This is a genomic window from Streptomyces sp. V4I2, from assembly GCF_030817655.1.
Classification (GTDB): Bacteria; Actinomycetota; Actinomycetes; order Streptomycetales; family Streptomycetaceae; genus Streptomyces; species Streptomyces plumbiresistens.
In genome coordinates this window covers 6,201,601-6,227,881 of sequence record NZ_JAUSZM010000003.1, presented here as the reverse complement: position 1 = coordinate 6,227,881, position 26,281 = coordinate 6,201,601, and the positions used below count along the sequence as shown (strand labels likewise).

Below are 26,281 nucleotides of genomic sequence, written 5' to 3'. Positions count from 1 at the left end.
CCCCCTCACTCCGGCGGGGTCAGCAGCGTCATCCCCTCCGGAGCCACCACCCCGAACTCCGCCTCCAGCAGCCGACGCGCCTCCGCCTCCTCCATGACCTCCCGCTCGCTCACCGTGCCGTCGACCAGCGTCTCGGTGAGGAGGCGGCCGTGGAGAAGGAGGTGGCGTTCGGCGGAAACCCGCTGCACGTACAGCTGTTGGGTGAAGGGCGAGCGCGGGTTGGTCCCGATGTGCCAGTTGATGACCTCGAAGTCGGGCGCCTCGAACGGCTCCAGGGTGAACGCGTACTGCTCCGCCCAGGACGCGGCCTTCTCCTCGTACGCCTCGAGCACCCACATCTCCAACGGCCCCCGGTGCGCCACGTGCACGAGCCGATGCCGCCGCTCCGCGTCCCGGACCTCGGCACCCACCACCAACGGCATGGGCTCCAGCAACGCCCCGATGGCCCCGAACCCGACGTCGGCCAGATACGGCGCCCGCTCCCCCGGCACCTCCACGAGCAGAGCCATGTGCGTACGCGGCCGACTCTCCCTACGGTCCGCCCCCACGACGACGCGGGCGGCCAGCCGGGTCACCACCCGGAAGCCCAGTGCCTCAAGGGCCAGCGAGAACAGCGTGTTGTGCTCGTAGCAGTAGCCGCCGCGCCGGCTGTGGACCAACTTGGTCATGAGGTCGGCGGGTTCGAGTGAGGGCGCCAGGCGCCGCAGGGCATCCAGGTTCTCGAACGGGATGCCCCGCATGTGCGCGAGATGCACCCCCCTCAGCGTCGCCGCGTCGGCCCGCCGCTCCCCCTCCCACCCGATCCGCCCGAGATACGCGTCAAGGTCGAACTCCCCAGTGTCATCGGCCATGCCCTCACCGTATGCACACCGCTCAGCCCACGTCAGCGATCCACAGCAGTAGCCGTTCCCCCGCCTTTGGACCTAGTCCCCCGGAAGCCCGAATCCGGCCCCCAGCCTCCGCAGCCCCTCCCCGATCTCCGCCGGCGTCTGCGTGACGAAGCACAGCCGCAGCGTCGACCGGTCCGGCTCACCGGCATAGAAGGGCGCCCCCGGCACATAGGCCACGTCCTGCCGCACCACCCGCGCCAGCAGCTCGGTCGTGTCGTACGACGACGGCAGCCGGGCCCAGAGGAACATCCCGCCCTCGGGCCGGCTCCAGGCCGACCCCTCCGGCAGCGCGTCCGCCAGCCCCGCGAGCATCGCGTCCCGCCGCTCCCGGTACACCCCGGCGACCCGCCGGACGTGGGCGTCCAGGTCCCGGTCGGCCAGATACCGTGCCGCGGCGAGCTGGTTGACCGTCGGTGTGTGCAGGTCGGCGGCCTGCTTGGCGACCGCGCAGGCCCGCCGCAGCGCGCCCGGCGCCCGCAGCCACCCCAGCCGCAGCCCCGGCGCCATGACCTTGGAGAAGGAGCCGAGCAGGACCGTACGGTCCTCGGCGCCCGGGTACGTGGCGATCCACGGCACCCGCTCGCCCTCGAACCGCAGCTCCCCGTACGGATCGTCCTCGACGATCCACAGCCCCCGCCGGGCGGCGACGGACGCGATCGCCGCCCGGCGCGCGGCCGGCAGCGTACGGCCCGTCGGATTCTGGAAGGTCGGCACGGTGTACAGCAGCTTGGGCCGCTCCCGCACGACCAGTTCCTCCAGCGCCGCCGGATCCAGCCCGTCCCCGTCCCCGTCCCCCGGCACCGCCACCACCCGCGCGCCCGCGAAGCCGAAGGCCTGAAGTGCCGCCAGATAACAGGGACTTTCGACAAGAACCGTGTCCCCGGGCTCCACCAGCACGGTCGCGAGCAGGGACAGCGCCTGCTGCGAACCGGTGGTGACCAGCACGTCGTCGGCCTCGGTGGGCAGCCCCCGCACCGACATCCGCCCGGCCAGCGCACCCCGCAGCCCCGGCTCACCCTCGGTCGTGGAGTACTGCAACGCCCGCTCGGGCGCCTCCGCGAGCACCGCCCGGAAGGCGTCCGCGATCCCGTCCACGTCGAACAGCTCCGGCGCCGGCAGCCCGCCCGCGAAGTTGATCACCTCGGGCCGGGCGGTGACGGCGAGGATGTCCCGTACGGCCGACCCACCGACCGCCCGGGCCCGCGCGGCGAGCGGCGGCGCGGGAACGACATCGACCTCGGCAACGGTCATGGCGGCTCCTTCGACTGCGACGGACTGAAGAACAGGACAGACAGTGCCGCGCAGCCTAGGGAAATAAGTGCCACCTACAAGCAGGTTTCCGCCATCCGGACGGTCACCCACGCCAACCCGTCAGCCCGTCAGCCCGTCAGCCCGTCAGGCCTTGAGCCCGGTCGCCCCATACACATTGATGTCGTCGTCCGTCACGTCGTTGATGTCCCGGTAGCGGATCTTCTCGATGTCGTCGAGCCTCTCGAAGTCCTCCGGATCGATGGCCGGCGGAGCGGGCGCGGGATCCGGCTTCCACTGATGGACGGGGACGACACCGGGCTCGTCGAGCGTGACGCCCGGCGTCTCGGTGAAGAACCGCTCCACCTCGGCCTTGGTCCGGAACACGAAGGTGAACCCGCGCTCGGTGTACGTCCGTTGCACCGCCCGGGTCGGCTCCGGATGCATCTCGTCGGTGAGATGGGTGAGCACGAGCCGGCTGCCGGAGGGCAGCGCGTCCACCAGACCGCGCACGACCGAGTAGGCCTCCTCGTCCTCGACGAAGTGCAGAAGCGCCACCAGACACAGGGCGATCGGCTCGTCGAAGTCGAGGGTCTTGGCGGCCTGTTCGAGGATCTGGCCCGGTTCGCGCATGTCGGCGTCGATGTAGTCCGTACGCCCCTCGGGCCCGCTCGTCAGCAGCGCACGCGCGTGCGCGAGGACGACCGGGTCGTGGTCCACGTACACGACCCGCGAGTCGGGGATGACCCGCTGGGCGATCTGATGGACGTTCTCCGCTGTCGGCAGCCCGGTGCCGATGTCAAGGAACTGCCGGATGCCGTGGTCCGTGGCCATCCGCGTCACGGCGCGGCGCATGAAGTCGCGGTTGTGCCGTACGTCGAGGTAGCCGCGCGGATTGGCGGTCAGGGCGGCGGCCGCGGCCGCGCGGTCCATCGGGTAGTTGTCCTTGCCGCCGAGGAAGACGTCGTAGACACGGGCCGGGTGCGCCTTGGTGGTGTCGATCCTCCTTCTCAGCTCGGCGGGGTCCTGGCTGAGGGCGTCACCGGACATGGGCGTCTCCTCGGAGAGTCGGCGGTGGAACGGTCAACAACCTAACTCCCGGCGGCACTTGATGGTGCCCACCGGCACATTTCACGGAACCCGCCCGTACGACGTCCCGCGCCACGTCCCTGGGAAGCAGCGTCCCCGCAGGTCAGCCCACATCCCACGGCCCCGGCGTCCCGAATCCCCCGCGAACCATGGCACCGCCACCACTCACCCCGCACGCTGTTCCCACCGCCCCCCACCCACCACGGAGGCCGCCCAGCATGTCCGCCCGAACCCGCCACCGCCGCCGCCTCCTCGCCGCCACCGCCCTCACGCTCCTCGCGCTCGTGCTGACGGGCTGCGAGGACGGAACGGGCGTACGCGACGAGGGCCCGTCGACGCTGTCCCCGTCAGCGCACTCCACCCGCTGACCGGCGGCCCCACTCAACGCGAAAGGCCGCCCGGAGAGCGGCCGGGCGGCCTCACGTCACAGGGTCGGAACTCGCCGTCAGACGAGAACCGGCGCTTCCTTCGGGTTCGCACCGAACTTGTTCGCGCCCGACTCACCGTCGCCGCACAGGAAGACCAGCATCACGATGGCGCCCACGAGCGGAACCAGCCCGATGAAGATCCACGCGCCGGAGCGGCCGGTGTCGTGCAGACGGCGCACGGTGACCGCGAGGCTCGGCAGCAGGATCGCGAGGTAGAAGACGACCGCGATCAGCGGCTGCTTGGTGACCGCGGCGATGATCGCGAACACGATGTAGAAGATGGTCACGAACAGCGTGTACATCCAGTATTCCTTGCGACGCGCACGCCCGTTGAACACCGCGTACTTCTTCAGCGCCTCGATGAACCAGCTCATTGTGTCCCCCCAGGGATCGACGTACCCAAGACCCCTCCGAACGGATCAGGCCAGGCGCAGAAGATATGGACACTGACGGGAACTCGTCAATTCGTTACGTCCGCCCAGTTCCGAGGCCCGAACCCAGCACCCGCCGCGGAGCAAGCGCTCTCTCCAGGGTCATTTTCCGGACAGACCCCCAGAAGCTCACCACGAAAACCCGGAAACGCCACGGAAACACCACGGTTCACACCCCCTGCGTTCCCCGGACCGAGTTCCGCCCGTAGCCGGACCGAGTTCGAACCGTTGCGTACGGTAGGCACCCGGGAGCGCCCCGTTCGCGTCCCGCTCCGCCTTCACAGCAGGCGCTGCGCGACCTCGGTGGCCCAGTAGGTGAGGATGTTCCGCGCCCCGGCCCGCTTGATGCCGGTGAGGCTCTCCAGAATCGCGCGGTCCCGGTCGATCCAGCCCTTCTCGGCGGCGGCCTCGATCATCGAGTACTCGCCGGAGATCTGATAGGCGGCGACCGGCACGTCCACGGAGTCGGCCACCCGGGCCAGAATGTCCAGGTAGGGCCCGGCCGGCTTCACCATCACCATGTCGGCGCCCTCTTCGAGATCGAGCGCCAACTCCCTCAGCGACTCCCGCGCGTTCGCCGGATCCTGCTGATACGTCTTCCGGTCCCCCTTCAACGAGGACCCGACGGCCTCCCGGAAGGGCCCGTAGAACGCGGAGGCGTACTTGGCGGTGTACGCGAGGACGGCCACGTCCTCCCGCCCGATCTGGTCAAGGGCATCCCGGACGACCCCGATCTGCCCGTCCATCATCCCGCTGGGACCCACCACATGGGCCCCGGCGTCGGCCTGGACCTGCGCCATCTCGGCGTACCGCTCAAGGGTGGCGTCATTGTCGACCCGCCCTTCCGCGTCGAGCACCCCACAGTGCCCATGATCAATGGTCTCATCGAGACACAGGTCGGACATGACGAGCAACTCATCGCCCACCTCGGCCCGCACATCACGAATCGCGACCTGCAGAATCCCGTCCGGATCAGTCCCGGGCGTCCCCACGGCATCCTTCTTCGACTCCTCCGGCACGCCGAACAGCATGATCCCGGAGACCCCCGCCGCGACCGCCTCCGCGGCGGCCTTCTTCAACGTGTCCCGGGTGTGCTGCACCACCCCCGGCATCGCCGCGATGGGCACCGGCTGGGCAATGCCCTCGCGTACGAAGGCCGGAAGGATGAAGTCGGCAGGGTGCAGCCGCGTCTCGGCGACCATCCTCCGCATGACGGGGGTGGTCCGCAGCCGCCGCGGCCGCGTGCCGGGAAAGGATCCGTACGTCGTCATACACCTACGCTACGCCCGCCCCAGCACCCCCTTTGCCGACGCCCCGTCGGCGCCCGGACGGTCACCATTCACCCCAAGTTCCCAGTCACCCGGCACGGGCGCGGGCGCCCCTGTCGGCTCCGCCCCCAGACCCCCCGACCTATGCCCACCCACCACCCGACCCGGTGGATCGAGAGGCAGGCCTCACCTCTGGGGCTGTGCCCTCAGCGGGTGGGTGGGGCTGGGGACGGTCTCCACCCACCACCCGACTCGGTCGCCGAGAGGCGAGCGCCACCCTGAAGGCCGCGCCCCCCAGGGTGGGTTGCGGCTGGGGAGATGATCTCCACCCACCGCCCGACTCGGTTGCCCGAGAGGCGAGCGCCACCCCGAAGGCCACGCCCCCAGAGCTGAGTGAGAGCTGGGGATGGCTTTACCCACCGCACGTCTCGGTAGGTGGTTGAGAGGTGGCTGGGCTTGTTCGGGGGCTGCGTCCTCAGCGGGTTGGTGGGGGCTGGGGATGGTCTCCACCTGCCACCTGGCTCGGTTGGCCGGGAGGCGAGCGTCACCCCGGAGGCTGCGCCCTCAGCCGGTGCGTGGGGGCTGCGGATGGCCTCTACTCACCGCCCGGCTCGGCCGGTCGAAAGATGGCCCTCACACCTGGGCTGCGTCCCCAGGGGTGGGTGGGGCTGAGGACGGTCTCCACCCGCCACCCGACTCGGTTGGCCGACAGACGAGCGTCGCCCCGAGAGGTGGTCGGTCGGAAGGTGGGCGCTCCCGCAGTCGCGTACGGCGGGAAGGGGACGTGTCGGGGGGTGTCCGCCCGCAGCGGTTGGCGCGTCAACGCCGGTACCTCCCTGGCCGACCGATTCCGCGCCGTTCCGAGGACGGACACCCCCGGCGCGGCCCCGACCCACCACCCAACGCAAGGCGCTACGCGCACCCCCACCCCACCCGCACAGGCCGCCGCAGGCATCACCCGCCCCCGGCCCCCACATGCGCCACGCACACCACAAGTCCAAGCTGAAAGTACAAGCCTCCCGCCCCAGGAGGACGAGATGACCGCCACCCACGGCACCACGCCCCACCGCACAACCCACCGCACCACCCACCCCACCCCCGACCTCTTCGCCCTCTCCGACATCAAGGGCCCGGTCCTACGCCCCGGCCAAGACGGCTACGCCGACGAGGTCACCGGCTTCAACCTGGCCGCCCTGCACACGCCCGACGTGGTCATAGGAGCAACCAGCGCCGACGACATAGTCGCCGCCCTCCGCTGGGCCTCCGCCACCCGCACCCCCGTAGCCGTCCAGGCCACCGGCCACGGCGCCAACTACCCCATAGACAGCGGCCTCCTGATCACGACCACCCGCATGACGGACGTAGAAATTGACCCCACCACCCGCACCGCCACAGCATCAGCCGGCGCGAAATGGCGCCACGTCATCGACGCCGCAGCCCCCCACGGCCTCGCCGCCCTCAGCGGCACCTCCACAGACGCAGGCGTCGTCGGCTACACCCTCGGCGGCGGCCTCCCCGTCCTCGGCCGGGCCTACGGCTACGCCGCCGACCTGGTCCGCTCCTTCCAGGTCGTCACCCCGGACGGCGCCCTCCACGAGGCGACCAAGGACACCGAACCCGAACTCTTCTGGGCCCTACGAGGCGGCAAGGGAAACGTAGGGATCGTCACGCAAGTGACCTTCGACCTGCTGCCCTTCTCCCGCCTCCTCGGCGGCGGCATCTACGCCCCCGGCGAGCACACCGAGGCCCTCCTCCGAGCATGGGCGGACTGGACACACACCGTCCCGAACGAGATGTGCAGCGCGTTCAGCCTGCTGCGCCTCCCCCCGATCCCCCAGATCCCCGAACCCCTGCGCGGCGGCTTCTGGGCCAGGGTGGCGATCGCGTGGACGAGCGACCCGGCAGAAGGCGAACGCCTCATCGCCCCCATCCGCGAGGCGGCCCCCGTGTCCGTCGACACGGTCGAGGAGATGGACTACGCGGAAGTCGACCGTATCTACATGGAGCCCCAGGACCCGCTCCCCGCCCGGGAATCCTGCGCTCTGCTCCACGACCTGACCCCGGACGCCGTCCGCACGTTCCTGGACCAGGCGGGCCCGGCCGCACAGGACTACCCGCTCCTCCTGGTGGAGATCCGCCACATGGGCGGAGCCCTGTCCCGCCCGGCGGCGGTCGAGGACGCGATCTGCGCCCGCGACGCCGAGTACTTCCTGGAAACGGTGGCGGTGCTGGCCGCCCCACCGGCCGCCGAGGCCATAGAGCAGGCCACGGCAGCCCTCCAAACGGCCATGGCCCCGTACGGCACGGGCCGCACGATGGTCAACATCCACGGCACCCCGGGCAACGAGGAGGACCGAGCCCGAGCCTGGACGCCGGAGGTGTACGCCCATCTCCAACAGGCGAAGTCGACGTACGACCCCGAAAACCTGCTCCGCTACGGCCACACAGTGACCCCAGCCTGACCAGCACCAGCACCAGCACCAGCACCCACACACCCACAGGGCACCGGCACACCCGCACCCGCACCGGCACACCCGCACCCGCACCCGCACCAGATCAGGTCGTCGTACGCCTCCGCCGAGCCCCCGGCCGCCGCTCACTCGGCCGCGTCACCGGATCCCCGGCCTCCAGCGCCGCGGCTCTCCGCCGCAGCCCGAAGTCGGCAAGCGCCTCGGCCAGCTTGTGCACGGACGGCTCGGGAGCCATCACATCCACCCGAAGCCCATGCTCCTCGGCGGTCTTGGCGGTGGCAGGCCCGATACACGCGATGACGGTCACGTTGTGCGGCTTACCGGCGATACCCACCAGGTTCCGCACCGTGCTCGACGAGGTGAACAGCACGGCGTCGAACCCACCGCCCTTGATCGCCTCCCGCGTCTCGGCCGGCGGCGGCGACGCCCGCACGGTCCGGTAGGCAGTGACGTCGTCGACCTCCCACCCGAGCTCGATCAGCCCGGCGACCAGCGTCTCCGTGGCGATGTCGGCACGCGGCAGGAACACCCGGTCGATCGGGTCGAACACCGGGTCGTAGGGAGGCCAGTCCTCCAGCAACCCCGCGGCGGACTGCTCCCCCGAAGGCACCAGATCCGGCTTCACACCAAACGCGACCAGCGCCTTCGCGGTCTGCTCCCCCACCGCGGCGACCTTGATGCCGGCGAAGGCGCGCGCATCGAGCCCGTACTCCTCGAACTTCTCCCGAACGGCCTTCACGGCATTGACGCTCGTGAAAGCAATCCACTCGTACCGCCCGGTCACCAGCCCCTTGACCGCCCGCTCCATCTGCTGCGGCGTCCGCGGCGGCTCGACGGCGATCGTCGGCACCTCGTGCGGCACGGCCCCGTAGGACCGCAGTTGGTCGGAGAGCGAAGCCGCCTGCTCCTTGGTCCGCGGCACGAGCACCTTCCAGCCGAACAGCGGCTTGGACTCGAACCACGAGAGCTGCTCGCGCTGAGCCGCGGCGGACCGCTCACCGACCACGGCTATCACCGGCCGCGCGCCCTCGGGGGACGGCAGTACCTTGGCCTGCTTCAGCGTCTGGGCGATGGTTCCCAGCGTCGCGGTCCAGGTCCGCTGCCGCGTGGTCGTACCGGCGACGGTGACCGTCAACGGCGTATCGGGCTTGCGCCCGGCGGACACCAGCTCACCGGCCGCCGCGGCCATGGAGTCGAGGGTCGTCGACACGACAACCGTCCCGTCCGAAGCCCCCACCTCCGTCCAGCACCGGTCGGAAGCGGTCCGCGCATCCACGAACCGAACGTCCGCACCCTCGGCGTCCCGCAACGGCACACCCGCATAAGCAGGCACGCCAACGGCGGCCGCGACCCCGGGAACGACCTCGAAAGGCACCCCCGCGGCGGCGCACGCCAGCATCTCCTCGGCGGCGTACGCGTCGAGTCCGGGATCCCCGGACACCGCACGCACGACCCGCCTGCCGCCCCGCGCGGCCTCCATGACAAGATGTGCGGCATCCCGCACGACGGGGACACCCACGGTCGTTGACGCACTGTCAACTACCGTTAGTTGAGGCGCGCCTGCGCCCGGAGTCGGACCCTGAGCCGGACCGGAGGACAGATCCGCGGACGGATCCGAATCCGTGTTCACGACGGCGACACCGGACCTGGCGTGCGCACGTACGACGTCGAGCACTTCGTGCTCGGCGACGAGGACGTCCGCATGTGCCAGCGCCTCGACGGCGCGAAGAGTCAGCAGTCCCGGATCCCCGGGTCCGGCACCAAGGAAGGTGACGTGCCCGTGTTCCGAACCGGCGGCGGGAAGAGTGGTGGGGCTCACTGTGCTTGCTCCCCCATCAGACCGGCCGCGCCCTGGGCAAGCATCTCGGCAGCGAGTTCGCGACCGAGCGTCATTGCCTGGTCGTACGTCTCGGGCACGGGACCGGTGGTGGACAACTGCACCATCCGCGAGCCGTCGGTCGTGCCGACGACGCCGCGCAGGCGCATTTCCTTGACAATCTGCCCGTCGGCCAGCAGGTCGGCCAGCGCGCCCACAGGGGCGCTGCAGCCGGCCTCCAGGGCGGCGAGCAGGGACCGTTCGGCGGTCACGGCGGCCCGCGTGAGCGGGTCGTCGAGCTCACCGAGCGCGGCGATCAGATCTGCATCCTGGGCGGTGTTCCCCGCCCTGCATTCGATCGCGAGTGCCCCCTGGCCGGGGGCGGGCAAAACCGTGTCGACCGACAGGAAGTCGGTCACTTCGTCACCGCGCCCGATGCGATTGAGCCCGGCCGCGGCCAGCACGACCGCATCGAGTTCACCATCGCGCACGAACCCGATCCGCGTATCCACGTTCCCGCGGATCGGAACCGTCTCGATGTCCAGCCCGTGGCTGCGCGCGTACGCGTTCAGCTGGGCCATCCGCCGCGGCGAACCCGTACCGATGCGCGCCCCGCGGGGCAGGTCGGTGAACTTCAGCGCGTCCCGGGCGACGATGACGTCCCGCGGGTCCTCGCGCAGCGGAATCGCGGCCAGCGCCAGCTGGTCGGGCTGCCCGGTGGGCAGGTCCTTCAGCGAATGAACCGCGAAGTCGACCTCCCCCTTCAGCAGCGCCTCCCGCAGCGCGGTCACGAAGACGCCCGTGCCGCCGATCTGCGCGAGCTGCTCGCGGGAGACATCGCCGTAGGTGGTGATCTCGACGAGCTCGACGGGCCGTCCGGTCACCTGGCTCACGGCGTCCGCGACCTGCCCGGACTGGGCCAGGGCGAGTTTGCTCCGCCTGGTCCCGAGCCTCAATGCCTTGCTACTCATGCCGGCCCTCGGTTCTTGCTGTTCTCAGGTTCCTCGTCGGCGCCATCGGCCCGGGAGACGGCGGCCACCGTCTCGGGGTCGAGGTCGAACAGGGTCCGCAGCGCGTCCGCGTACCCGGCGCCGCCGGGCTCGGCCGCGAGCTGTTTGACCCGTACGGTCGGCGCGTGCAGCAGCTTGTCGACGACGCGCTTCACGGTCTGGGTGATCTCGGCGCGGTGCTTGTCGTCGAGGCCGGGCAGCCGCCCGTCGAGCCGGGCGATCTCGTTCGCGACCACATCGGCGGCCATCGTCCGCAGCGCGACCACGGTGGGCGTGATGTGCGCGGCCCGCAGCGCCGCCCCGAAGGCGGCGACCTCGTCGGCGACGATACGGCGGACCTCGTCGACGTCGGCCGCCATCGGACCCGCGGACGGAGTCCGCTGATCAGGCCCGGTGGCCGAGGCGCCCGCCAGCGACTCGATGTCCACGAGCCGTACCCCGACCAGCCGGTGCACGGCCGCGTCGATGTCGCGGGGCATGGCGAGGTCGAGGAGGAAGAGGGTCGGCTCGGGCCGCGGGATCTCGGCGACGGGCTCGGGCTTGCGCCGCTCGGGCACCCGGCCGACGGCGGCCGCGGCGGCGGCGAGCGCCGCGATGGCGTCCGCCTCCTCGGCCGGGTCGAGCACGCCGAGCGCACCCGCCGGGGCGGCGTTCTGCTGACGCGTGACGCCGTTGTCCACCCAGGCCGCGTGCTGTTCCAGGTCGGCGGCGGCCATCCCGGCCACGGCGGCCTCCCCGAGCACGGAGAACCCGGCGGTCTGCGCGACCGGCAGATCCAGCGGACAGCCGTCCTCGGCGCCCAGGCTGGTGGGCGGAAGCTCGCCGCGCGCGGCGGCCGCCACGGCCGTACGACCGGAGCCACCGTCGGTCGGCGACGGCGTAACGCTCCCGCCGTCCGCCGCGGTCTCTCCGGTACGGCCCTCGACCGCCGAGGCGACCGCCTCGGCCGTCAGGACCAGCCCCGTCGCCCCCGTGCAGGAGACGACGAGATCGGCACGTGTCAGCTCGACCGGCACCGATTCCATCGGTACCGCGCGGGCCAGCACGTCCGTGTCGTCGCCCTCCGCCAGGATCTGGGCGAGCCGCTCGGCGCGATCAGGGGTGCGGTTGGCGACGACGATCTCGGCGACCCCGGCACGCGCGAGCGTGGCCGCGGCCAGCGAGGACATCGACCCGGCGCCGATGACCAGGGCCTTCTTGCCCCGGGCCCACTGCTCGACGGCGTTCGAGGCGGACAGCTGCTCCAGGCCGAAGGTGACCAGGGACTGCCCGGCGCGGTCGATACCGGTCTCGGAGTGGGCACGCTTGCCGACGCGCAGGGCCTGCTGGAACAGGTCGTTCAGCAGCCGCCCGGCGGAGTGCACGTCCTGTGCCTTGGCGAGGGAGTCCTTGATCTGGCCGAGGATCTGTCCCTCGCCGACGACCATGGAGTCGAGCCCGCACGCCACCGAGAAGAGATGGTGGACGGCCCGGTCCTCGTAGTGCACGTACAGATAGGGAGTGAGCTCGTCCAGCCCCACCCCGCTGTGCTGGGCGAGCAGCGTGGACAGCTCGGCGACACCGGCGTGGAACTTGTCCACGTCGGCGTACAGCTCGATGCGGTTGCAGGTCGCAAGCACCGCGGCCTCGGTGGCGGGCTCGGCGGCGACGGTGTCCTGGAGCAGCTTGAGCTGCGCGTCCGCGTTCAGCGCGGCCCGCTCCAGCACGCTGACCGGGGCGCTGCGGTGGCTCAGCCCGACGACGAGGAGACTCATGCCGGCATCACGGCGGGGACGTCCCCGTCTGGACCCTTGTCGGCGGGCTGCTTGCGGGCGGCGGTGTGCGGGACCTCGCCGTCGGCCGCGGCGGCGGCCTCCTCGCCGGCCTTGCGCTGCTCGTGAAAGGCGAGGATCTGCAGCTCGATGGAGAGGTCGACCTTGCGCACGTCGACGCCGTCCGGGACGGACAGCACGGTCGGCGCGAAGTTCAGGATGGAGGTGACGCCGGCGGCCACGAGCCGGTCGCAGACCTGCTGGGCGGCGCCGGCGGGCGTGGCGATGACCCCGATCGACACGCCGTTGTCGTCGATGATCTTTTCGAGCTCGTCGGTGTGCTGGACGGGGATCCCGGCCACCGGCTTTCCGGCCATCGCCGGGTCGGCGTCTATGAGCGCCGCGACCCGGAATCCGCGCGAGGCGAACCCGCCGTAGTTGGCGAGGGCGGCGCCGAGGTTACCGATACCGACGATCACTACCGGCCAGTCCTGGGTCAGGCCCAGCTCACGGGAGATCTGGTAGACGAGATACTCGACGTCGTAGCCCACACCGCGCGTTCCGTAGGAACCCAGGTAAGAGAAGTCCTTGCGCAGCTTCGCGGAGTTGACCCCCGCCGCGGCCGCGAGCTCCTCGGAGGAGACCGTGGGTACCGAGCGCTCCGACAGTGCGGTCAGCGCGCGGAGGTACAGCGGAAGGCGGGCGACGGTGGCCTCGGGAATCCCTCGGCTACGGGTCGCCGGTCGGTGAGTTCGGCCAGTTGCCACGGTGCTCCTGCGGGTAGAGCGGGGCTGCAGGCGGTCACACGTTCCCGGACCGCCCCGTCGAAAGCAGGCTATGTCTTTGTGAACGCGTGCACAAAGATGGTGTCCGATTTGCCCGGCCAACGTGACCGGGGTCACGCGCCCCCGGCGCACCTGTGCGGAACCGGCGCATGCGCACCACCGTTCCTCTTCTCTTGGGGGCAAAACCGCACACTCTCCTCTACGATTCCCGCCCCCGAGACCAAGTCGCCGTCGATCCTAAGCGACGTTCCGGACCAGTTGGACTACTCGGTCAGTGCTTTGCGAAGGCGATCCTCGTTCACGCGCCAGAAGGTGTGCTGCGCTCCGTCGACGAGCACGACGGGGATCTGTTCCCAGTACTGGTCGTGGAGTTGGGGATCCTGGGTGATGTCCTTCTGCTCCCAGGGAACCCCCAGATCGGCGCACACCTTCTCGACCACGGACTGTGCGTCATCACACAGATGACACCCGGCCTTGCGTACGAGAGTGACGAGCCGGTCCTGCGGGGCCCTCGGGGCGCTGCGCCGAAAGATGGGAGTCATGTCGGCCATTCTCCCGCGTTCTTTAACGGCACGGTCGCGGAGAGTTCACATCCTTCGAACCTCTCGGCTCCGGAACCTCCGAACAGACTGGCTATGCTCACGCCATGGCCGCTCTTGGATGGCTCACTCCCCGTAGGCGCTCCGCCACCGCGCGGAGCGTGTTGGCAGGCGAGGCCTCGGCTGAGGCAGCGCGCAAGTCCACGCAGGACCTCCCCAGCGAGGAGCCGGCGTTCCCCGTGCACGGCGACGCGCACGCCGCCGCCTTCTTCGATCTGGACAACACCGTGATGCAGGGCGCCGCCCTGTTCCACTTCGGACGGGGCCTGTACAAGCGGAAGTTCTTCGAGACCCGCGACCTCGCGAAGTTCGCCTGGCAGCAGGCGTGGTTCCGGCTGGCCGGCGTCGAGGACCCGGAACACATGCAGGAGGCCCGCGACTCGGCGCTGTCGATCGTCCAGGGCCACCGGGTCTCCGAGCTGATGTCGATCGGCGAGGAGATCTACGACGAGTACATGGCCGAGCGCATCTGGCCCGGCACCCGGGCCCTGGCCCAGGCGCACCTGGACGCCGGCCAGAAGGTGTGGCTGGTCACGGCGGCCCCGGTGGAGATCGCCCAGGTGATCGCCCGCCGCCTCGGTCTGACCGGTGCTCTCGGCACGGTCGCCGAGTCGGTCGACGGCGTGTACACGGGCAAGCTGGTCGGCGAACCCCTGCACGGCCCGGCGAAGGCGGAGGCGGTCCGTGCGCTGGCCGCGGCGGAGGGCCTGGACCTGACCCGCTGCGCCGCCTACAGCGACTCGCACAACGACATCCCGATGCTGTCGCTGGTCGGCCACCCCTACGCCATCAACCCGGACAGCAAGCTGCGCAAGCACGCCCGCCGGCTGGAGTGGCGGCTGCGCGACTACCGCACGGGCCGCAAGGCGGCGAAGGTCGGCATCCCGGCGGCGGCCGGCGTCGGCGCGGTGGCGGGCGGCACCGCGGCGGCGATCGCCCTGCACAAACGCCGCCGATAACGCCGGGCATCACAACAGGTCACACCCGGAACAACCGGCCAATCCACGGGTCGTACCCCGTTACCCCGCTGGTCAGTCCCGTTGGCTGCACACGGCCACAACACGCCCCGGACCCAGACGGAACACGACGCTTTCCGATCAACAACCGATCACTGACCGGCACTTGATCGGCCGCCATTCGGTTACAGAAGCGACGTAATCGATGATTTGAGCAACTGCGTGTAGCAGTGCCTGCACTAAGCGTTATTCTCCTCAGACGCAATCCGGATCCCCTTCCGTCGCTACGACGGGTGAACGGTTCCGTACTGCACGTGATGGAAGCTCTGCCTCTGGGAGTCCCGTGTACCCACACGTCGGGGTTGACGCCTCGGGCCTGGCTACGCTGCGCGCAACGGTCCAAGACCTGTTGCGCGGCTTCGTCCCCACCGCGTACGCCGTCCCTGCCCTCGCCGTTGCCACCACCCCCGTCGGCCCGTGCTACGCGCTCGCCGACGGCAGCGCCGCCGTCGGAAGACGAGGGCGTTCGACCGGTGCCACAACAACCCGCCGCCCCGCGGCGGACAGCGACAGCGCCCGCATGATGGACCTTGTGGAGCGCGCCCAGGCCGGCGAGGCCGATGCCTTCGGCCGTCTCTACGACCAGTACAGCGACACCGTGTACCGGTACATCTACTACCGAGTGGGAGGCAAGGCGACCGCTGAGGATCTCACCAGCGAGACGTTCCTGCGCGCACTGCGCCGCATCGGCACGTTCACCTGGCAGGGCCGCGACTTCGGCGCGTGGCTCGTGACCATCGCCCGCAACCTCGTCGCGGACCACTTCAAGTCGAGCCGCTTCCGGCTCGAAGTCACCACCGGCGAGATGCTCGACGCCAACGAGGTCGAGCGCTCCCCCGAGGACTCCGTCCTGGAGTCCCTCTCGAACGCCGCCCTCCTCGATGCCGTACGACGGCTCAACCCGCAGCAGCAGGAGTGTGTGACGCTCCGCTTCCTCCAGGGCCTCTCCGTCGCCGAGACCGCCCGCGTGATGGGCAAGAACGAGGGCGCGATCAAGACCCTCCAGTACCGCGCCGTGCGCACTCTCGCCCGGCTCCTCCCGGACGACGCACGCTGACAGAACACGCTCGGTAACTCTCAACTCGCAGTCGGTGAAAGTCCGTTGGCTTCGCTATCCGATCATCCGCCGTCCGTAACCCAAGTGCCGCGCCACTCGTTGTGCGGGATGCAGGCTCCCTGTGGTCACTCCCTGGCCGACTTCGATCACCCGATCGTGTGCTTCTGGTCAGGGCGTGCAACCCTCAGGACCCCCTGGGGAGTCGACCGTCTTGACGAGAGGAGGTGCCGCCAGTGATCGCGAACGTATCGGCGCACCGGCGGGCGAACGCCTTCGCCCAGGCCCTGGAGGACCAGTCCGGCCAGGGCACGGCGGCCGAGCAGTCCGACGGACCACCACCGTCCCCGGCTGCTGCGGAACAGACCGGTCAGGGCCGCCTCACGGCCCTGGCGACCGGTCTCGGCGAGCTGCCCAAACCGCAGATGGACCCCGAGGTCAAGGTCGTCCAGCGGGCCCAGCTCGTGGCCGCCATGGAGGCCATGCTGCTGGAGGGCACCGTGGGAGGCGAGGGCGACCCGGCGGTGCCTGAACAGCGCTCCCCCCGGGCACGGGGCACGCACCGGGCGAGCCCACTGGGCAAGCTCCGCCCGCGTTCCCGGCTCACCAAAGGCCTCGCCGCGGGCGGACTCAGCGTCGGCGTCGCCGCCGGCGCCTTCGGCGGAGTCGCCGCGGCCAGCTCGGACGCCCTGCCCGGCGACTCGCTGTACGGCCTCAAGCGCGGCATAGAGGATTTCAAGCTCTCCTACCTGTCCGACGGGGACGACGAGCGTGGTGTGGCCTACCTCGACCAGGCCTCCACCCGCCTCAGCGAGGCCCGCCGGCTCATGGAGCGCGACCGCGGCGGCCAACTCGACCACGAGTCGCTGGGCGAGATCCGCCGCGCTCTGTCCGGCATGCGGCACGACGCCTCCGAGGGCCACCGCCTGCTGACCGCGGCGTACGAGCGCGACCCGGAGTCCCTGGGCCCCATCCAGGCCCTGGACGCCTTCTCCCGCTCGCACCGCGACGTCTGGGGCGCCCTGCGCGACCGACTGCCCGTCCAGCTCGGTGACGTCAGTCAGCAGGTCTCGTCGGTCTTCGACGCCATAGACGAAGAGGTCGCCCCGCTGCAGTCCCTCCTCCCGCAGCCTCCCGCCCAGGGCGGCAGCGGGACCGGTCAGCGGCAGGACTCCGGGCCGGCATCCTCCGACACCTCGACCGGTTCCGGCCGCTCCTCGGCACCCAGCAGCGGCAACGGCGGCTCGTCCGACGGCACGGGGAGCAACAGCCCCAGCAAGTCGGCCGGCTCCGGCACCGAGGACGACGGCCTGCTCGGCGGCAACACCGGCGGCCTCCTCGACCCACCCAAGAACACCGGCGGCACCACTCCCCCGTCGACCACGACACCCACCACCGAACCGGACGTCACCCTCCCGCCCCTCCTCCCCGGCCTGCTGCCCGGCCTGGGCATCGACGCGGAGGACGCGGAGCAGTAGTCCCTACGACAACGGGGGCGCCCTCCTCAGGAGGGCGCCCCCGTTGTCGTACGACAGGCTTCGGTCAGGTTTCTCAGACAGCTGCCCGAGAGCCGCCGCAGGTTTCTCAACAGCTACCGAGAGCCCCCGACAGCGCTCAGAAGAAGACCGAGCGGCGCTGCACCAGCAGCTTGTAGAGCGTGTGCTGGATCTGTTCGCGGACCTGGTCGGTCAGGTTGAACATCAGCATCGGGTCCTCGGCGGCCTCCGGCGGATAGCCGTCCGTCGGGATCGGCTCGCCGAACTGGATGGTCCACTTGGTCGGCAGCGGGACCGCACCCAGCGGGCCGAGCCACGGGAAGGTCGGCGTGAGGGGGAAGTACGGGAAGCCGAGGACGCGGGCCAGGGTCTTGGCGTTGCCGATCATCGGGTAGATCTCCTCGGCCCCCACGATCGAGCACGGGATGATCGGGGTGCCCTGGCGCAGCGCCGTCGAGACGAAGCCGCCGCGGCCGAAGCGCTGGAGCTTGTAGCGCTCGCTGAAGGGCTTGCCGACGCCCTTGAAGCCCTCCGGCATCACGCCGACCACCTCGCCCTGGGCCAGCAGCCGTTCGGCGTCCTCCGCGCAGGCCAGGGTGTGGCCGAGCTTGCGGGCCAGTTCGTTGACCACAGGCAGCATGAAGACCAGGTCCGCCGCCAGGAGCCGCAGATGGCGGTTGGCGGGGTGGTGGTCGTGGACGGCGACCTGCATCATCAGGCCGTCCATCGGCAGCGTCCCGGAGTGGTTGGCGACGATCAGCGCCCCGCCCTCGGCCGGGATGTTCTCGACGCCCTTCACCTCGACCCGGAAGTACTTCTCGTACATCGGGCGCAGCAGGGACATCAGGACCTGGTCGGTCAACTCCGCGTCGTAGCCGAAGTCGTCGACCTCGTAGTCACCCGTGAGCCGGCGCCGCAGGAACGCGAGCCCGCCCGCGATACGCCGCTCCAGGCCGCCGTACGCGCCCTTGTCCTGCCGCTGCGGGGGCGGCTGTTCCTCACGGGTCACGGGAACATCATCCTGCGCGGGCGCCCTGCTGGGCAGGGGCTGGACCTCACGGACCACCGTGGGCTCACCCTTGCGCCGGCTCCCCGCGCTCCGGCGCCGCGGCGGCCGCTGCACGGCGCTCCCGCGGGACCGGTCGTCGTCGAACGGAATGACCTTGGCGTCCGCCATCGTTGATGCGCTCCTCAGTTGGCGCTCTGCGTCGGGGGGTGGCCGCTGCCCGCCAGGGGCAGCGCGGCGATCCGGTCGACGGCCCCCGCAAGGGCCTCGGGCGGCAGCAGTCCCGGTCCGCGACTGCGCGCGAACTCCGCGAACGTCTGAGCCGTCGTGTACTTCGGCTTGAACCCGAGCGTCTCACGCATCTGGTCCGTCGCCACGACCCGGCCGTGGGTCAGCAGCCGGATCTGTTCGGGCGAGAAGTCCGTCATACCCAGCGTACGCACCAGCGATCCGGCCCAGGTCACCGCGGGGAGCAGCAACGGCACCGTGGGCCGGCCCAGCCGCCGCGAGCACTGCGACAGCAACAGCACGCCGTCCCCGGCGATGTTGAAGGTGCCGCTGTTGAGCGTGCCCCGCTCCGGTTCGTGCGAGGCGATCCGCAGCACCTCGATCACGTCGTCCTCGTGCACGAACTGCAACCGGGGGTCGTAGCCCAGCACGGTCGGCAGGATCGGCAGCGCGAAATACGCGGCGAGCGGGGTGTCCGCGGTCGGGCCGAGGATGTTGGCGAACCGCAGCACACACACGGCGACGTCCGGCCGGCGCCGGGCGAACCCGCGCACATACCCCTCGACCTCCACCGCGTCCTTCGCGAACCCGCCGCTGGGCAGCGACTTCGGCGGAGTGGTCTCGGTGAAGACGGCGGGATCGCGCGGCGCGGATCCGTACACGTTCGTACTGGACTTGACCACGAGCCGCTTCACGGTCGGCGACTTCTGGCAGGCCCCCAGCAGCTGCATGGTGCCGATGACATTGGTCTCCTTGACGGAGGTCCGGCTGCCGCTGCCGAGCGCGGTCGCGGTGACGTCCAGATGGACGACCGTGTCGGCGGCCGTCTCGGCGAGGACCCGCGCTATGCCGGGCTGCCGGATGTCGGCCTGGATGAAGTCGGCGCCGCCCAGATGGTGCTCGGGCGGAACCGCGTCCACGGCGACGACCCGCTCCACCTGTGGGTCACGCTGGATCCGTCGTACGAACCGGCCCCCCAGTTGACGGGCCACCCCGGTCACGAGCACGACCTTGCCCAAGATCAGCGCCTTCCTTCCAGCCCAACCAGCACTCTTTGCCTGCCGCGTTCCCCGTGTGAGGCCCAACCTAGCGGTTTGGTGTTGCGCTGTGATGACCGCCCAATGCATGAAGTGACGACATCCGGCCCCGGACACGCGTGTGGCCCCCCACCATCATGGGCGGGGGGCCACAGAACACACGCTCTCGCGGTGTCGCTTACTTCTTGTTGCGACGCTGAACGCGCGTGCGCTTGAGCAGCTTGCGGTGCTTCTTCTTGGCCATCCGCTTGCGCCGCTTCTTGATAACAGAGCCCACGACTACCCTCGCTCACTTCTCATCACTCGGTGCTGGGCGCCATGGGCCCATACGACCTACGAGGGGCTAGCCTACCCGCCCGAGCGCTGAGGTCGTAATCGAGGTGACCGGGGTGATCCAGTAGTGCCCTGAGGATCCCCCCGGACCCGTCGTCGTCAGGCGGTTTCCACCCCCACATAGCTCTCGCGAAGGTACTCGTGAACCGCATTCTCCGGGACGCGGAAGGACCGCCCCACCCGGATCGCGGGCAGATGACCGCTGTGCACCAATCGGTACACGGTCATCTTCGACACTCGCATCACCGAGGCGACTTCCGCCACGGTAAGGAACTGAACCTCGCTCAGAGGCCTCTGCTCAGCAGCCATGACACACCTGAACCTTCCGCACTCGACGGCCACCGGCTTCCCCTTCCGGTGACTCTTCGTCGCTGCGTGCTCACTCCCCAATGTAGGGGCGGGTGATGCAAGTGGGGAAGAGGTGCACCCATCGGCGGCCTACTGTGACAGACACGCTCGATTGAGTACGTAGCGGGTCAGCGGCAGGTAGTAATCAGACCGCACAGCGTCATCAAGTGGAACGACGACGGACACGACCCCCTCCGCCTCCCCCACAAAGAGCGCGGGGTCATCCGTATCCGCCAGCCCAATGGCCTCAAACCCCAGCTGACCTGCTCCGCAGACCCACCCGTGGTCTCCGATGACGAGCTCGGGAAGAGGCCCGCCGGCCTCCGCGGCCGCGGCCAGCGCGACCCGAACCGGGAGCGGCGAATGCGTGTGCGCGCCGGTCGCACGACCGGAGCTCGGCGCGGCGGGTTCCCGCACCAGCGCGACTCCTCGTACGTAGTCAAGGTTGTACGTGCGTAGACCGAACCGGGTCGTTATGTCGACAGAGTGACCCTGCGCCGGGCTGAGGACGGTACATCCCGCCGCCGACAGTGCGTCTGCCAAGGCGGCGTAGAAGCCGAGCAGTCGATGGGGGTGCCCGGTGCCGAGGAGGACGGTCGCGCCACGCTGCGCGGCTGCCTCGAGCCGCTCGGCGAACGCATCCAGAGCAACCAGGGTCCGCTCAGGATCAATCACATCATGGCCCTCAACGTGACGAGGATCGGCCGAAACCCCGCACTTGTCCGCCATCAACTCGATCAGATCGAGCTGTCCCCACGACCACTCAGGATCAATCCCGATCAGAACCCGAGGATCCCGAGCAGCGAACAACCGATAACTCCGCAGACTCTCCTCCCGCAAGGTCGCCACAGTCCCGGCCAACCGCGCGGCAAGCAGATGGGCACGCAGGGCGCCGACACTCAACACGGGTGCGATGCTGACGGACCCAACACCCCACCGCGACACGAACGAGCAAACACCCCACAGTTGGCGTAATACCTGCCTGCCGATACCGGCCACACCCCTGTCTCCGCGTCCGAGTCCGAGTCCGAGGAGACGGCCCTTCGGACGGAGCGGGTTCGCGGCTCAGCCCAGCGGGGTGCAGGGACGAAGCCCACAAGGCACCAGCGGCCGTAGCCTCCGCCAGGGATCCGGGACCTCAGTCCCCGCCAGGAATCCGGGGACGCAGCCGCCGGGGCGGAGCCCCGCGTGGGGTGCAAGGGACCTAGGCGCTGTCCGGCGGATCATGGGGCCGCGATGGCACCAAGTTAGTTCTCGCGGGCCGGACTGCACCCGGTCTCGAGGCGTTTCTGCCCCTCGGACATGGGCAGGACCGCCAGTGCGGTGTCTGCAATGTTCCGCAGCGTCTCCGGGTCCAGGCCGGCCTTGCCTACCGCCTCGATACCGCGGACCACCGTCAACAGCAGTGCCGCCAACCGCTCCGGATCCGCAGCGCTATCGATGTCGCCGTGGCGCTGGGCGGCGCTGATCTCCGTCCGCAGCAGGGTCAGCAGTGCCGTCATGGTCTCGGCCGACCGTCCGGCGACCGTCGGATCGTGCTGGGCCAGTTCCGCCGCGCCCTTGGCCAACAGGCACCCGCGGCGCTCGGTGTCGGAGGCGGTGTTCTCCGCCATGAGGTGCACGTATCCCGACAGCCGGGCCAGGGCCTCTGCGTCCGGGCCACCTGCCAGCCGGTCCTCGGCCACCTCAACGACTGCGGTGCACCAGTCGCCGAACACACGGTGGAACAGCTTGCCCTTGTCGCCGAATGCGCCGTACAGGCTGCCCTTCCCCAGGCCGGTCGCCCGGGCGATGTCGTCCATCCGGGTTCCTGCATAGCCGGTCGCCCAGAACTGTTCCCGGGCCCGCTCCAGGACTCGGCGTTCGTCGAATGCGCGTGGTCTCGGCATGGCCTCACCCTACCCATTCTTGACTCGATCGTCCATTACTGCCTACGTTATGGACGATCCATTCCACAACCGAAGGGGTTCGACATGCCAGGCGTGCTGCAGGAGAAGGTGGCCGTGATCACCGGAGGGACCAGCGGGATCGGGCTGGCCATCGCCCACCGCTTCGTCCGGGAGGGCGCACGGGTCTTCGTGACCGGCCGGGACATCGACCGCCTCGAAGCGGCAGTCAAGGAGATGGGCCCTGCGGCCACCGGCGTACGATCCGACGTCTCGGTCCTGGCCGACCTGGACGCGCTCTACGCGCGAGTCCGCGAGGAGGCCGGACGCATCGACGTGCTGGTGGCCAACGCGGGAATCGTCGCGGACGCCGCGCTCGGCGCCCACACCGAGGCGAACGTCGACCTGACACTCGCCGTCAACGTCAAGGGCCCACTCTTCACCGTCCAGAAGGCGCTTCCGCTGCTGGCGGAGAACGCCTCCATCCTGGTCATCGGCTCAAGCAACAGCGTGCGCCCCAATGAGCAACTCGAGGTCTACAGCGCCTCGAAGGCGGCGGTGAGCAACCTCGTGCACAACTGGGCCCGGCAGTCACGGGAGCGCCGATTCCGGGTCAACGTGCTCAGCCCGGGACCCACGCGGACCCCTGGCCTGCTGCGCGCCGCGGGGCCGGACATCGACCAGTTCGCCGAGGCCGTCGTGCCACTGGGGCGGCTGGCCGACGCCGAGGAAATCGCCGAGGCCGCTCTCTTCCTGGCTTCGGACGCCTCGTCGTTCGTCACCGGCGCCGAACTCTTCGCCGACGGCGGCTACACCCGGGCCTGAACGACGGCCGCTGGTGCGCATCCGGTTCCCTCGAAGCGACGGGGCGCACTTCCAGCCGCGCGGGTGCGTCGTACGAGGCCAGTGCGCCCGAAGCAACGAGCTCGTGGCCGCGGCCTCTTCGGATGACGTCGACCGCCACCCCGACTGCCGCTCCGGCAACGCCGACCTCCGCTGGATGCTCATCCATCTCGTCGAGGAGACCGGACGGCACGCGGGGCACGCGAACATCGTGAGGGAGCTGCTTGACGGGACGAAGGGGTACTACCAGCTCTCTCCGGTGGGTCGCGGCCGGAGCCACAGTCGGATCGAGGCAACGGTGCGTTCCTGCGTTTGTAGATCGTCCTGTCGAAGCCAGCGGGCCGACCGCCCCTGCTGCCTTTGTGCTGTCAGCTGGCCCGCTGGTTCTTCGGTTCGGGAATCGTGTGCTTGATCTGGCGTCGCCGCAGGTAGCGGCGGTTGCGGCGGGATGAGTAAGCCTTGTCTCCGCCGAGGTGGCCAGGCCGAGTCCGCGGTCGCCCGCCATCCCAGCGGGCGACACGGACACGCTCCATGCAAGGCGAGTGGGCGGCGTCCGCCCTCACCGGCAAGGTGATCTTGCAGGTCAGGCCGCCCCGTGAGCGTCCCAGGCCCTCATCGGGGCGGTGCTCCAGGGGCGTGTGTCTTTTCCCGGAAGCCGCGGGGGTTTCTCACGTGCTCCCGCGGCGTGTCGGTGGGAAGAGCTTGCCCCATGTGCCATCCGCTGACCAGCGCCGATGCCGCTCAAACACGGTCTTCCACCGACCGAAACGCGCAGGCAAATCCCGCCAAAAAACCCCGGTGCCAACCCCCGCCCCACCTCGCCCCTACGCCAACAACCCCCGCAACGGAAACACCGCCCGCCGAGCCGCCAACACCGCCTGGTCCAACCGATCCGCCGGGTCGTACCCCGCCTCCCAGTCGGCCCACCCCACAGGCCACCGCCCGTCAGTCATCCGCGCCGGCCCCAACTGCCGAGTCCGGGCGAACACTTCCTGCCGCCACCCCTCGGGAATCATGGCGGAGGGCTCCACGGCCCGCCCCGCCGCGATCCCCACCAGATGAGTCCACGACCGCGGCACCACATCCACCACCGCGTACCCGCCCCCACCCAGCGCGACCCACCGTCCGTCGGCGTACTCGTGCGCCAGGTCATGACAGGCCACCTGCACGGCCCGCTGCGCATCAAGAGACACAGCCAGATGAGCCAGCGGATCCTCGAAATGCGTGTCGGCCCCGTGCTGCGTCACCAACACCTGCGGCCGGAAGTCGGCGATCACCTCAGGCACCACCGCGTGAAACGCCCGCAGCCACCCCGCGTCCCCGGTCCCCGCCGGCAACGCGACATTCACCGCCGTCCCCTCCGCGGACTCCGCCCCCGTCTCCTCCGGCCACCCGGTCTGCGGAAACAACGTACGAGGATGCTCGTGCAGCGAAATCGTCAGAACCCGCGGATCCTCCCAGAACGCCGCCTGCACCCCGTCCCCGTGATGCACGTCGACATCCACATAGGCGACCCGCTCGGCCCCGAGCTCCAGCAACCGGGCGATGGCGAGCGACGCGTCGTTGTAGATGCAGAACCCCGACGCACCCCCCGGCATGGCGTGATGCAACCCACCCGCGAAGTTCACCGCATGCAGCGCCTCCCCCCGCCACACGGCCTCCGCGGCCCCCACCGACTGGCCCGCGATCAGCGCGGACACCTCATGCATCCCGGCAAACGCCGGATCATCCATGGTCCCCAGCCCGTACGACCCGTCGGCCGCCCCGGGATCCACGGAGGCCGCCTTCACGGCCTCGACGTAGTCCGCCCGGTGAACCAGCCGCAGCGTCGACTCGCCCGCCGGCTTGGCCGAAACGACGTCCATCTCCCGGTCGAGCCCGAAGGCCTGGACAAGCCTCCAGGTCAGGGCAAGCCGAACCGGATCCATCGGATGCTCCGGACCGAAGTCATAGCCCGTTACTGCCTCGTCCCACATCAGCTGTGCGCGGCCGCTCATGCCCGCCACCGTATCGGTCCGGTTGAGCGGCGAACGACCGGGCGTACACGAGCGTCACCAGCACCAACACCATCGGCACAAGCATGGCCCCGCGATAGCTCCAGGCATCCCCCAAGGCCCCCACCAACGGCGACCCGACCAGGAACCCGACGTAGTTGAAGACATTGAGCCGGGCAACCGCCGCATCGGACGCCCCCGGGAACAACCGCCCCGCCGCCGCGAAAGTCTGCGGCACCAGCACACACAACCCGAGCCCCAGCAACGTGAATCCCAGCATCCCGACCCACGCCCCGGGCGCCACCGCCACCACACCGAATCCGACCGCCGCCACCAACGCCCCCACCCGCACGACAGCGACCGCCCCGAACCGCCGTACCCCAAGGTCCCCGATCGCCCGCCCGATCAGCGTGGTCACCATGTACACGTTGTACGGCACAGTCGCCAGCTGCTCACTGCTCCCCAGCACGTCCTGCAGATACTTCGCGCTCCAGTTGGAGACCGTCGAATCCCCGATGTACGCGAAACACATCACCAGACACAGCGGCAGCAGCAACGCGAAGGCGAGGGTCCCACCCTCGCCCTTCTCCTCCACGACATCGGCGTCCCCGCCCCCGTCGACATACCACCGACTCCCCACCAGAGCAGCCGGCAACAGCACCAGCACGACCGGCAGATACGACACCCACAACGCCAGATGCCAGTGCGCTCCCACCCAGGCGAGCGAGGCTCCCAGAATCCCGCCCAGGCTGTACACGGCATGGAAACTGAGCATGATGCTGCGCTTGTACGCCCGCTGCAGACTCACCCCGAGCATGTTCATCGAGGCGTCCAGCGCACCCACGGCGAGCCCGAAGGCGGCGAGCGAGACACCCAGCTCGACCATGGACTCCCCCGCCCCCACCCCGAGCAGCGCCAGGAGCACCACAGGCTGGGACCACCGCAGCACCCGGCTGGGCGGTATTCGCTTCACCAACTGCTCGGTACTCACGCTCCCGACCCCGGCGAGGATCGGCACGGCCGCGAGAAACGCGGGCAGCAGCGCGTCGGAGACCCCGTAACGGTCCTGGATGGCCGGAATCCGCGTCACGAGCAGAGCAAAGGCGACACCCTGCGCGAAGAAGCTGAACGCCAGCGAGGCCCTGCCGCGCCGCAGCACATCAGTCATGGCGGCGAGCGTAAGGCCCCGGCGTACTCGTGGGTAGGTCCAACCAAAGATGAGTTTGTTTCATCTTTGCTTCGCCCGGCGCTCGC

Annotated in this window: 24 protein-coding genes and 2 pseudogenes; 7 read left to right on the top strand and 19 right to left on the bottom strand. The window is 70.0% G+C overall.

Features of this window, described 5'->3' with window-relative positions; all coding sequences use genetic code 11:
- Window positions 1-5: 5 nt before the first annotated feature.
- The 3 genes from QFZ76_RS29520 to QFZ76_RS29510 all read right to left on the bottom strand — a co-directional run bounded on the left by QFZ76_RS29520 (window position 6) and on the right by QFZ76_RS29510 (window position 3,188).
- Window positions 6-851, bottom strand: coding sequence for an arylamine N-acetyltransferase (locus tag QFZ76_RS29520; RefSeq protein ID WP_307676554.1), 846 nt, complete (start codon window positions 849-851; stop codon window positions 6-8).
- Window positions 852-923: 72 nt separating this feature from the next.
- On the bottom strand, window positions 924-2,141 hold the full coding sequence (locus QFZ76_RS29515; protein ID WP_307676553.1) for a PLP-dependent aminotransferase family protein: 1,218 nt from the start codon (window positions 2,139-2,141) through the stop codon (window positions 924-926).
- 144 nt (window positions 2,142-2,285) lie between these two features.
- Window positions 2,286-3,188 (bottom strand): SAM-dependent methyltransferase, encoded by a 903-nt coding sequence (locus QFZ76_RS29510; protein ID WP_307676552.1) that lies wholly within the window; start codon window positions 3,186-3,188, stop codon window positions 2,286-2,288.
- Window positions 3,189-3,445: 257 nt separating this feature from the next.
- On the opposite strand from QFZ76_RS29510, the gene QFZ76_RS29505 reads away from it, so the two are divergent.
- On the top strand, window positions 3,446-3,595 hold the full coding sequence (locus QFZ76_RS29505; RefSeq protein WP_307676551.1) for a hypothetical protein: 150 nt from the start codon (window positions 3,446-3,448) through the stop codon (window positions 3,593-3,595).
- A 77-nt stretch (window positions 3,596-3,672) separates the two neighbouring features.
- Here the strand turns inward: QFZ76_RS29505 and QFZ76_RS29500 are convergent, their stop codons facing one another.
- Together QFZ76_RS29500 and hemB are read right to left on the bottom strand one after the other, a co-directional pair.
- Entirely contained in the window at window positions 3,673-4,029 is a 357-nt protein-coding gene (locus tag QFZ76_RS29500) for a DUF805 domain-containing protein (protein WP_307676550.1), read from the bottom strand.
- A 335-nt stretch (window positions 4,030-4,364) separates the two neighbouring features.
- Entirely contained in the window at window positions 4,365-5,357 is a 993-nt protein-coding gene (gene hemB / locus QFZ76_RS29495) for a porphobilinogen synthase (RefSeq protein WP_307676549.1), read from the bottom strand.
- A gap of 1,034 nt (window positions 5,358-6,391) precedes the next feature.
- On the opposite strand from hemB, the gene QFZ76_RS29490 reads away from it, so the two are divergent.
- Window positions 6,392-7,816, top strand: coding sequence for an FAD-binding oxidoreductase (locus tag QFZ76_RS29490; protein ID WP_307676548.1), 1,425 nt, complete (start codon window positions 6,392-6,394; stop codon window positions 7,814-7,816).
- Window positions 7,817-7,910: 94 nt separating this feature from the next.
- On the opposite strand, the gene QFZ76_RS29485 is transcribed toward QFZ76_RS29490, so the two are convergent.
- The 5 genes from QFZ76_RS29485 to QFZ76_RS29465 form a co-directional block, all read right to left on the bottom strand.
- Entirely contained in the window at window positions 7,911-9,644 is a 1,734-nt protein-coding gene (locus QFZ76_RS29485) for a bifunctional uroporphyrinogen-III C-methyltransferase/uroporphyrinogen-III synthase (RefSeq protein ID WP_307676547.1), read from the bottom strand.
- Complete coding sequence (gene hemC / locus QFZ76_RS29480; RefSeq protein WP_307676546.1) at window positions 9,641-10,612, bottom strand: hydroxymethylbilane synthase; 972 nt, start codon at window positions 10,610-10,612, stop codon at window positions 9,641-9,643. The genes QFZ76_RS29485 and hemC overlap by 4 nt, the downstream gene beginning before the upstream one ends.
- Window positions 10,609-12,405: a glutamyl-tRNA reductase gene (locus QFZ76_RS29475; RefSeq protein ID WP_307676545.1), complete on the bottom strand. Its 1,797-nt coding sequence runs from the start codon at window positions 12,403-12,405 to the stop codon at window positions 10,609-10,611. The genes hemC and QFZ76_RS29475 overlap by 4 nt, the downstream gene beginning before the upstream one ends.
- Window positions 12,402-13,169: a redox-sensing transcriptional repressor Rex gene (locus QFZ76_RS29470; protein ID WP_307676544.1), complete on the bottom strand. Its 768-nt coding sequence runs from the start codon at window positions 13,167-13,169 to the stop codon at window positions 12,402-12,404. Before QFZ76_RS29470 ends, QFZ76_RS29475 begins: the two co-directional genes overlap by 4 nt.
- A 281-nt stretch (window positions 13,170-13,450) precedes the next feature.
- The gene (locus tag QFZ76_RS29465; protein ID WP_266435633.1) at window positions 13,451-13,738 is read right to left on the bottom strand and encodes a glutaredoxin family protein; all 288 of its coding nucleotides are present in this window, start codon (window positions 13,736-13,738) and stop codon (window positions 13,451-13,453) included.
- Between the two features lie 95 nt (window positions 13,739-13,833).
- On the opposite strand from QFZ76_RS29465, the gene QFZ76_RS29460 reads away from it, so the two are divergent.
- From QFZ76_RS29460 to QFZ76_RS29450, 3 genes are all read left to right on the top strand, one after another.
- Complete coding sequence (locus tag QFZ76_RS29460) at window positions 13,834-14,745, top strand: HAD family phosphatase (protein ID WP_266435636.1); 912 nt, start codon at window positions 13,834-13,836, stop codon at window positions 14,743-14,745.
- A 340-nt stretch (window positions 14,746-15,085) separates the two neighbouring features.
- Entirely contained in the window at window positions 15,086-15,859 is a 774-nt protein-coding gene (locus tag QFZ76_RS29455; RefSeq protein ID WP_266435638.1) for an ECF subfamily RNA polymerase sigma factor, BldN family, read from the top strand.
- A 233-nt stretch (window positions 15,860-16,092) separates the two neighbouring features.
- Window positions 16,093-17,334 (top strand): DUF5667 domain-containing protein, encoded by a 1,242-nt coding sequence (locus tag QFZ76_RS29450; protein WP_307676543.1) that lies wholly within the window; start codon window positions 16,093-16,095, stop codon window positions 17,332-17,334.
- 136 nt (window positions 17,335-17,470) lie between these two features.
- Here QFZ76_RS29450 and QFZ76_RS29445 read toward each other — a convergent pair whose 3' ends face one another.
- From QFZ76_RS29445 to QFZ76_RS29420, 6 genes are all read right to left on the bottom strand, one after another.
- On the bottom strand, window positions 17,471-18,529 hold the full coding sequence (locus QFZ76_RS29445; RefSeq protein WP_307676542.1) for a lysophospholipid acyltransferase family protein: 1,059 nt from the start codon (window positions 18,527-18,529) through the stop codon (window positions 17,471-17,473).
- A gap of 14 nt (window positions 18,530-18,543) precedes the next feature.
- Window positions 18,544-19,605, bottom strand: coding sequence for an NAD-dependent epimerase/dehydratase family protein (locus tag QFZ76_RS29440; protein WP_266435643.1), 1,062 nt, complete (start codon window positions 19,603-19,605; stop codon window positions 18,544-18,546).
- Between the two features lie 196 nt (window positions 19,606-19,801).
- Window positions 19,802-19,900, bottom strand: coding sequence for a 30S ribosomal protein bS22 (locus QFZ76_RS29435; RefSeq protein WP_003948845.1), 99 nt, complete (start codon window positions 19,898-19,900; stop codon window positions 19,802-19,804).
- Between the two features lie 155 nt (window positions 19,901-20,055).
- A complete protein-coding gene (locus tag QFZ76_RS29430) occupies window positions 20,056-20,265 on the bottom strand; it encodes a helix-turn-helix domain-containing protein (protein WP_016437488.1) in 210 nt (69 codons plus the stop codon).
- A 129-nt stretch (window positions 20,266-20,394) separates the two neighbouring features.
- Window positions 20,395-21,210, bottom strand: a complete 816-nt coding sequence (locus QFZ76_RS29425) for a phosphatase (protein WP_307676541.1) — start codon at window positions 21,208-21,210, stop codon at window positions 20,395-20,397.
- 341 nt (window positions 21,211-21,551) lie between these two features.
- A complete protein-coding gene (locus QFZ76_RS29420; RefSeq protein WP_307676540.1) occupies window positions 21,552-22,193 on the bottom strand; it encodes a TetR/AcrR family transcriptional regulator in 642 nt (213 codons plus the stop codon).
- An 84-nt stretch (window positions 22,194-22,277) separates the two neighbouring features.
- Between QFZ76_RS29420 and QFZ76_RS29415 the strand changes: the two genes are divergently transcribed.
- Window positions 22,278-23,015: an SDR family NAD(P)-dependent oxidoreductase gene (locus QFZ76_RS29415; protein WP_307676539.1), complete on the top strand. Its 738-nt coding sequence runs from the start codon at window positions 22,278-22,280 to the stop codon at window positions 23,013-23,015.
- Between the two features lie 13 nt (window positions 23,016-23,028).
- Window positions 23,029-23,253 (top strand): annotated as a pseudogene (locus tag QFZ76_RS29410) (DUF664 domain-containing protein); the annotation flags it as partial.
- Between the two features lie 82 nt (window positions 23,254-23,335).
- Here the strand turns inward: QFZ76_RS29410 and QFZ76_RS29405 are convergent.
- From QFZ76_RS29405 to QFZ76_RS29395, 3 genes and pseudogenes are all read right to left on the bottom strand, one after another.
- Window positions 23,336-23,839: pseudogene (locus QFZ76_RS29405) on the bottom strand (transposase); the annotation flags it as partial.
- A gap of 18 nt (window positions 23,840-23,857) precedes the next feature.
- Complete coding sequence (locus tag QFZ76_RS29400; RefSeq protein WP_307676538.1) at window positions 23,858-25,030, bottom strand: acetoin utilization protein AcuC; 1,173 nt, start codon at window positions 25,028-25,030, stop codon at window positions 23,858-23,860.
- Window positions 24,981-26,195, bottom strand: a complete 1,215-nt coding sequence (locus QFZ76_RS29395) for an MFS transporter (protein ID WP_307676537.1) — start codon at window positions 26,193-26,195, stop codon at window positions 24,981-24,983. Before QFZ76_RS29395 ends, QFZ76_RS29400 begins: the two co-directional genes overlap by 50 nt.
- Window positions 26,196-26,281: the final 86 nt, after the last annotated feature.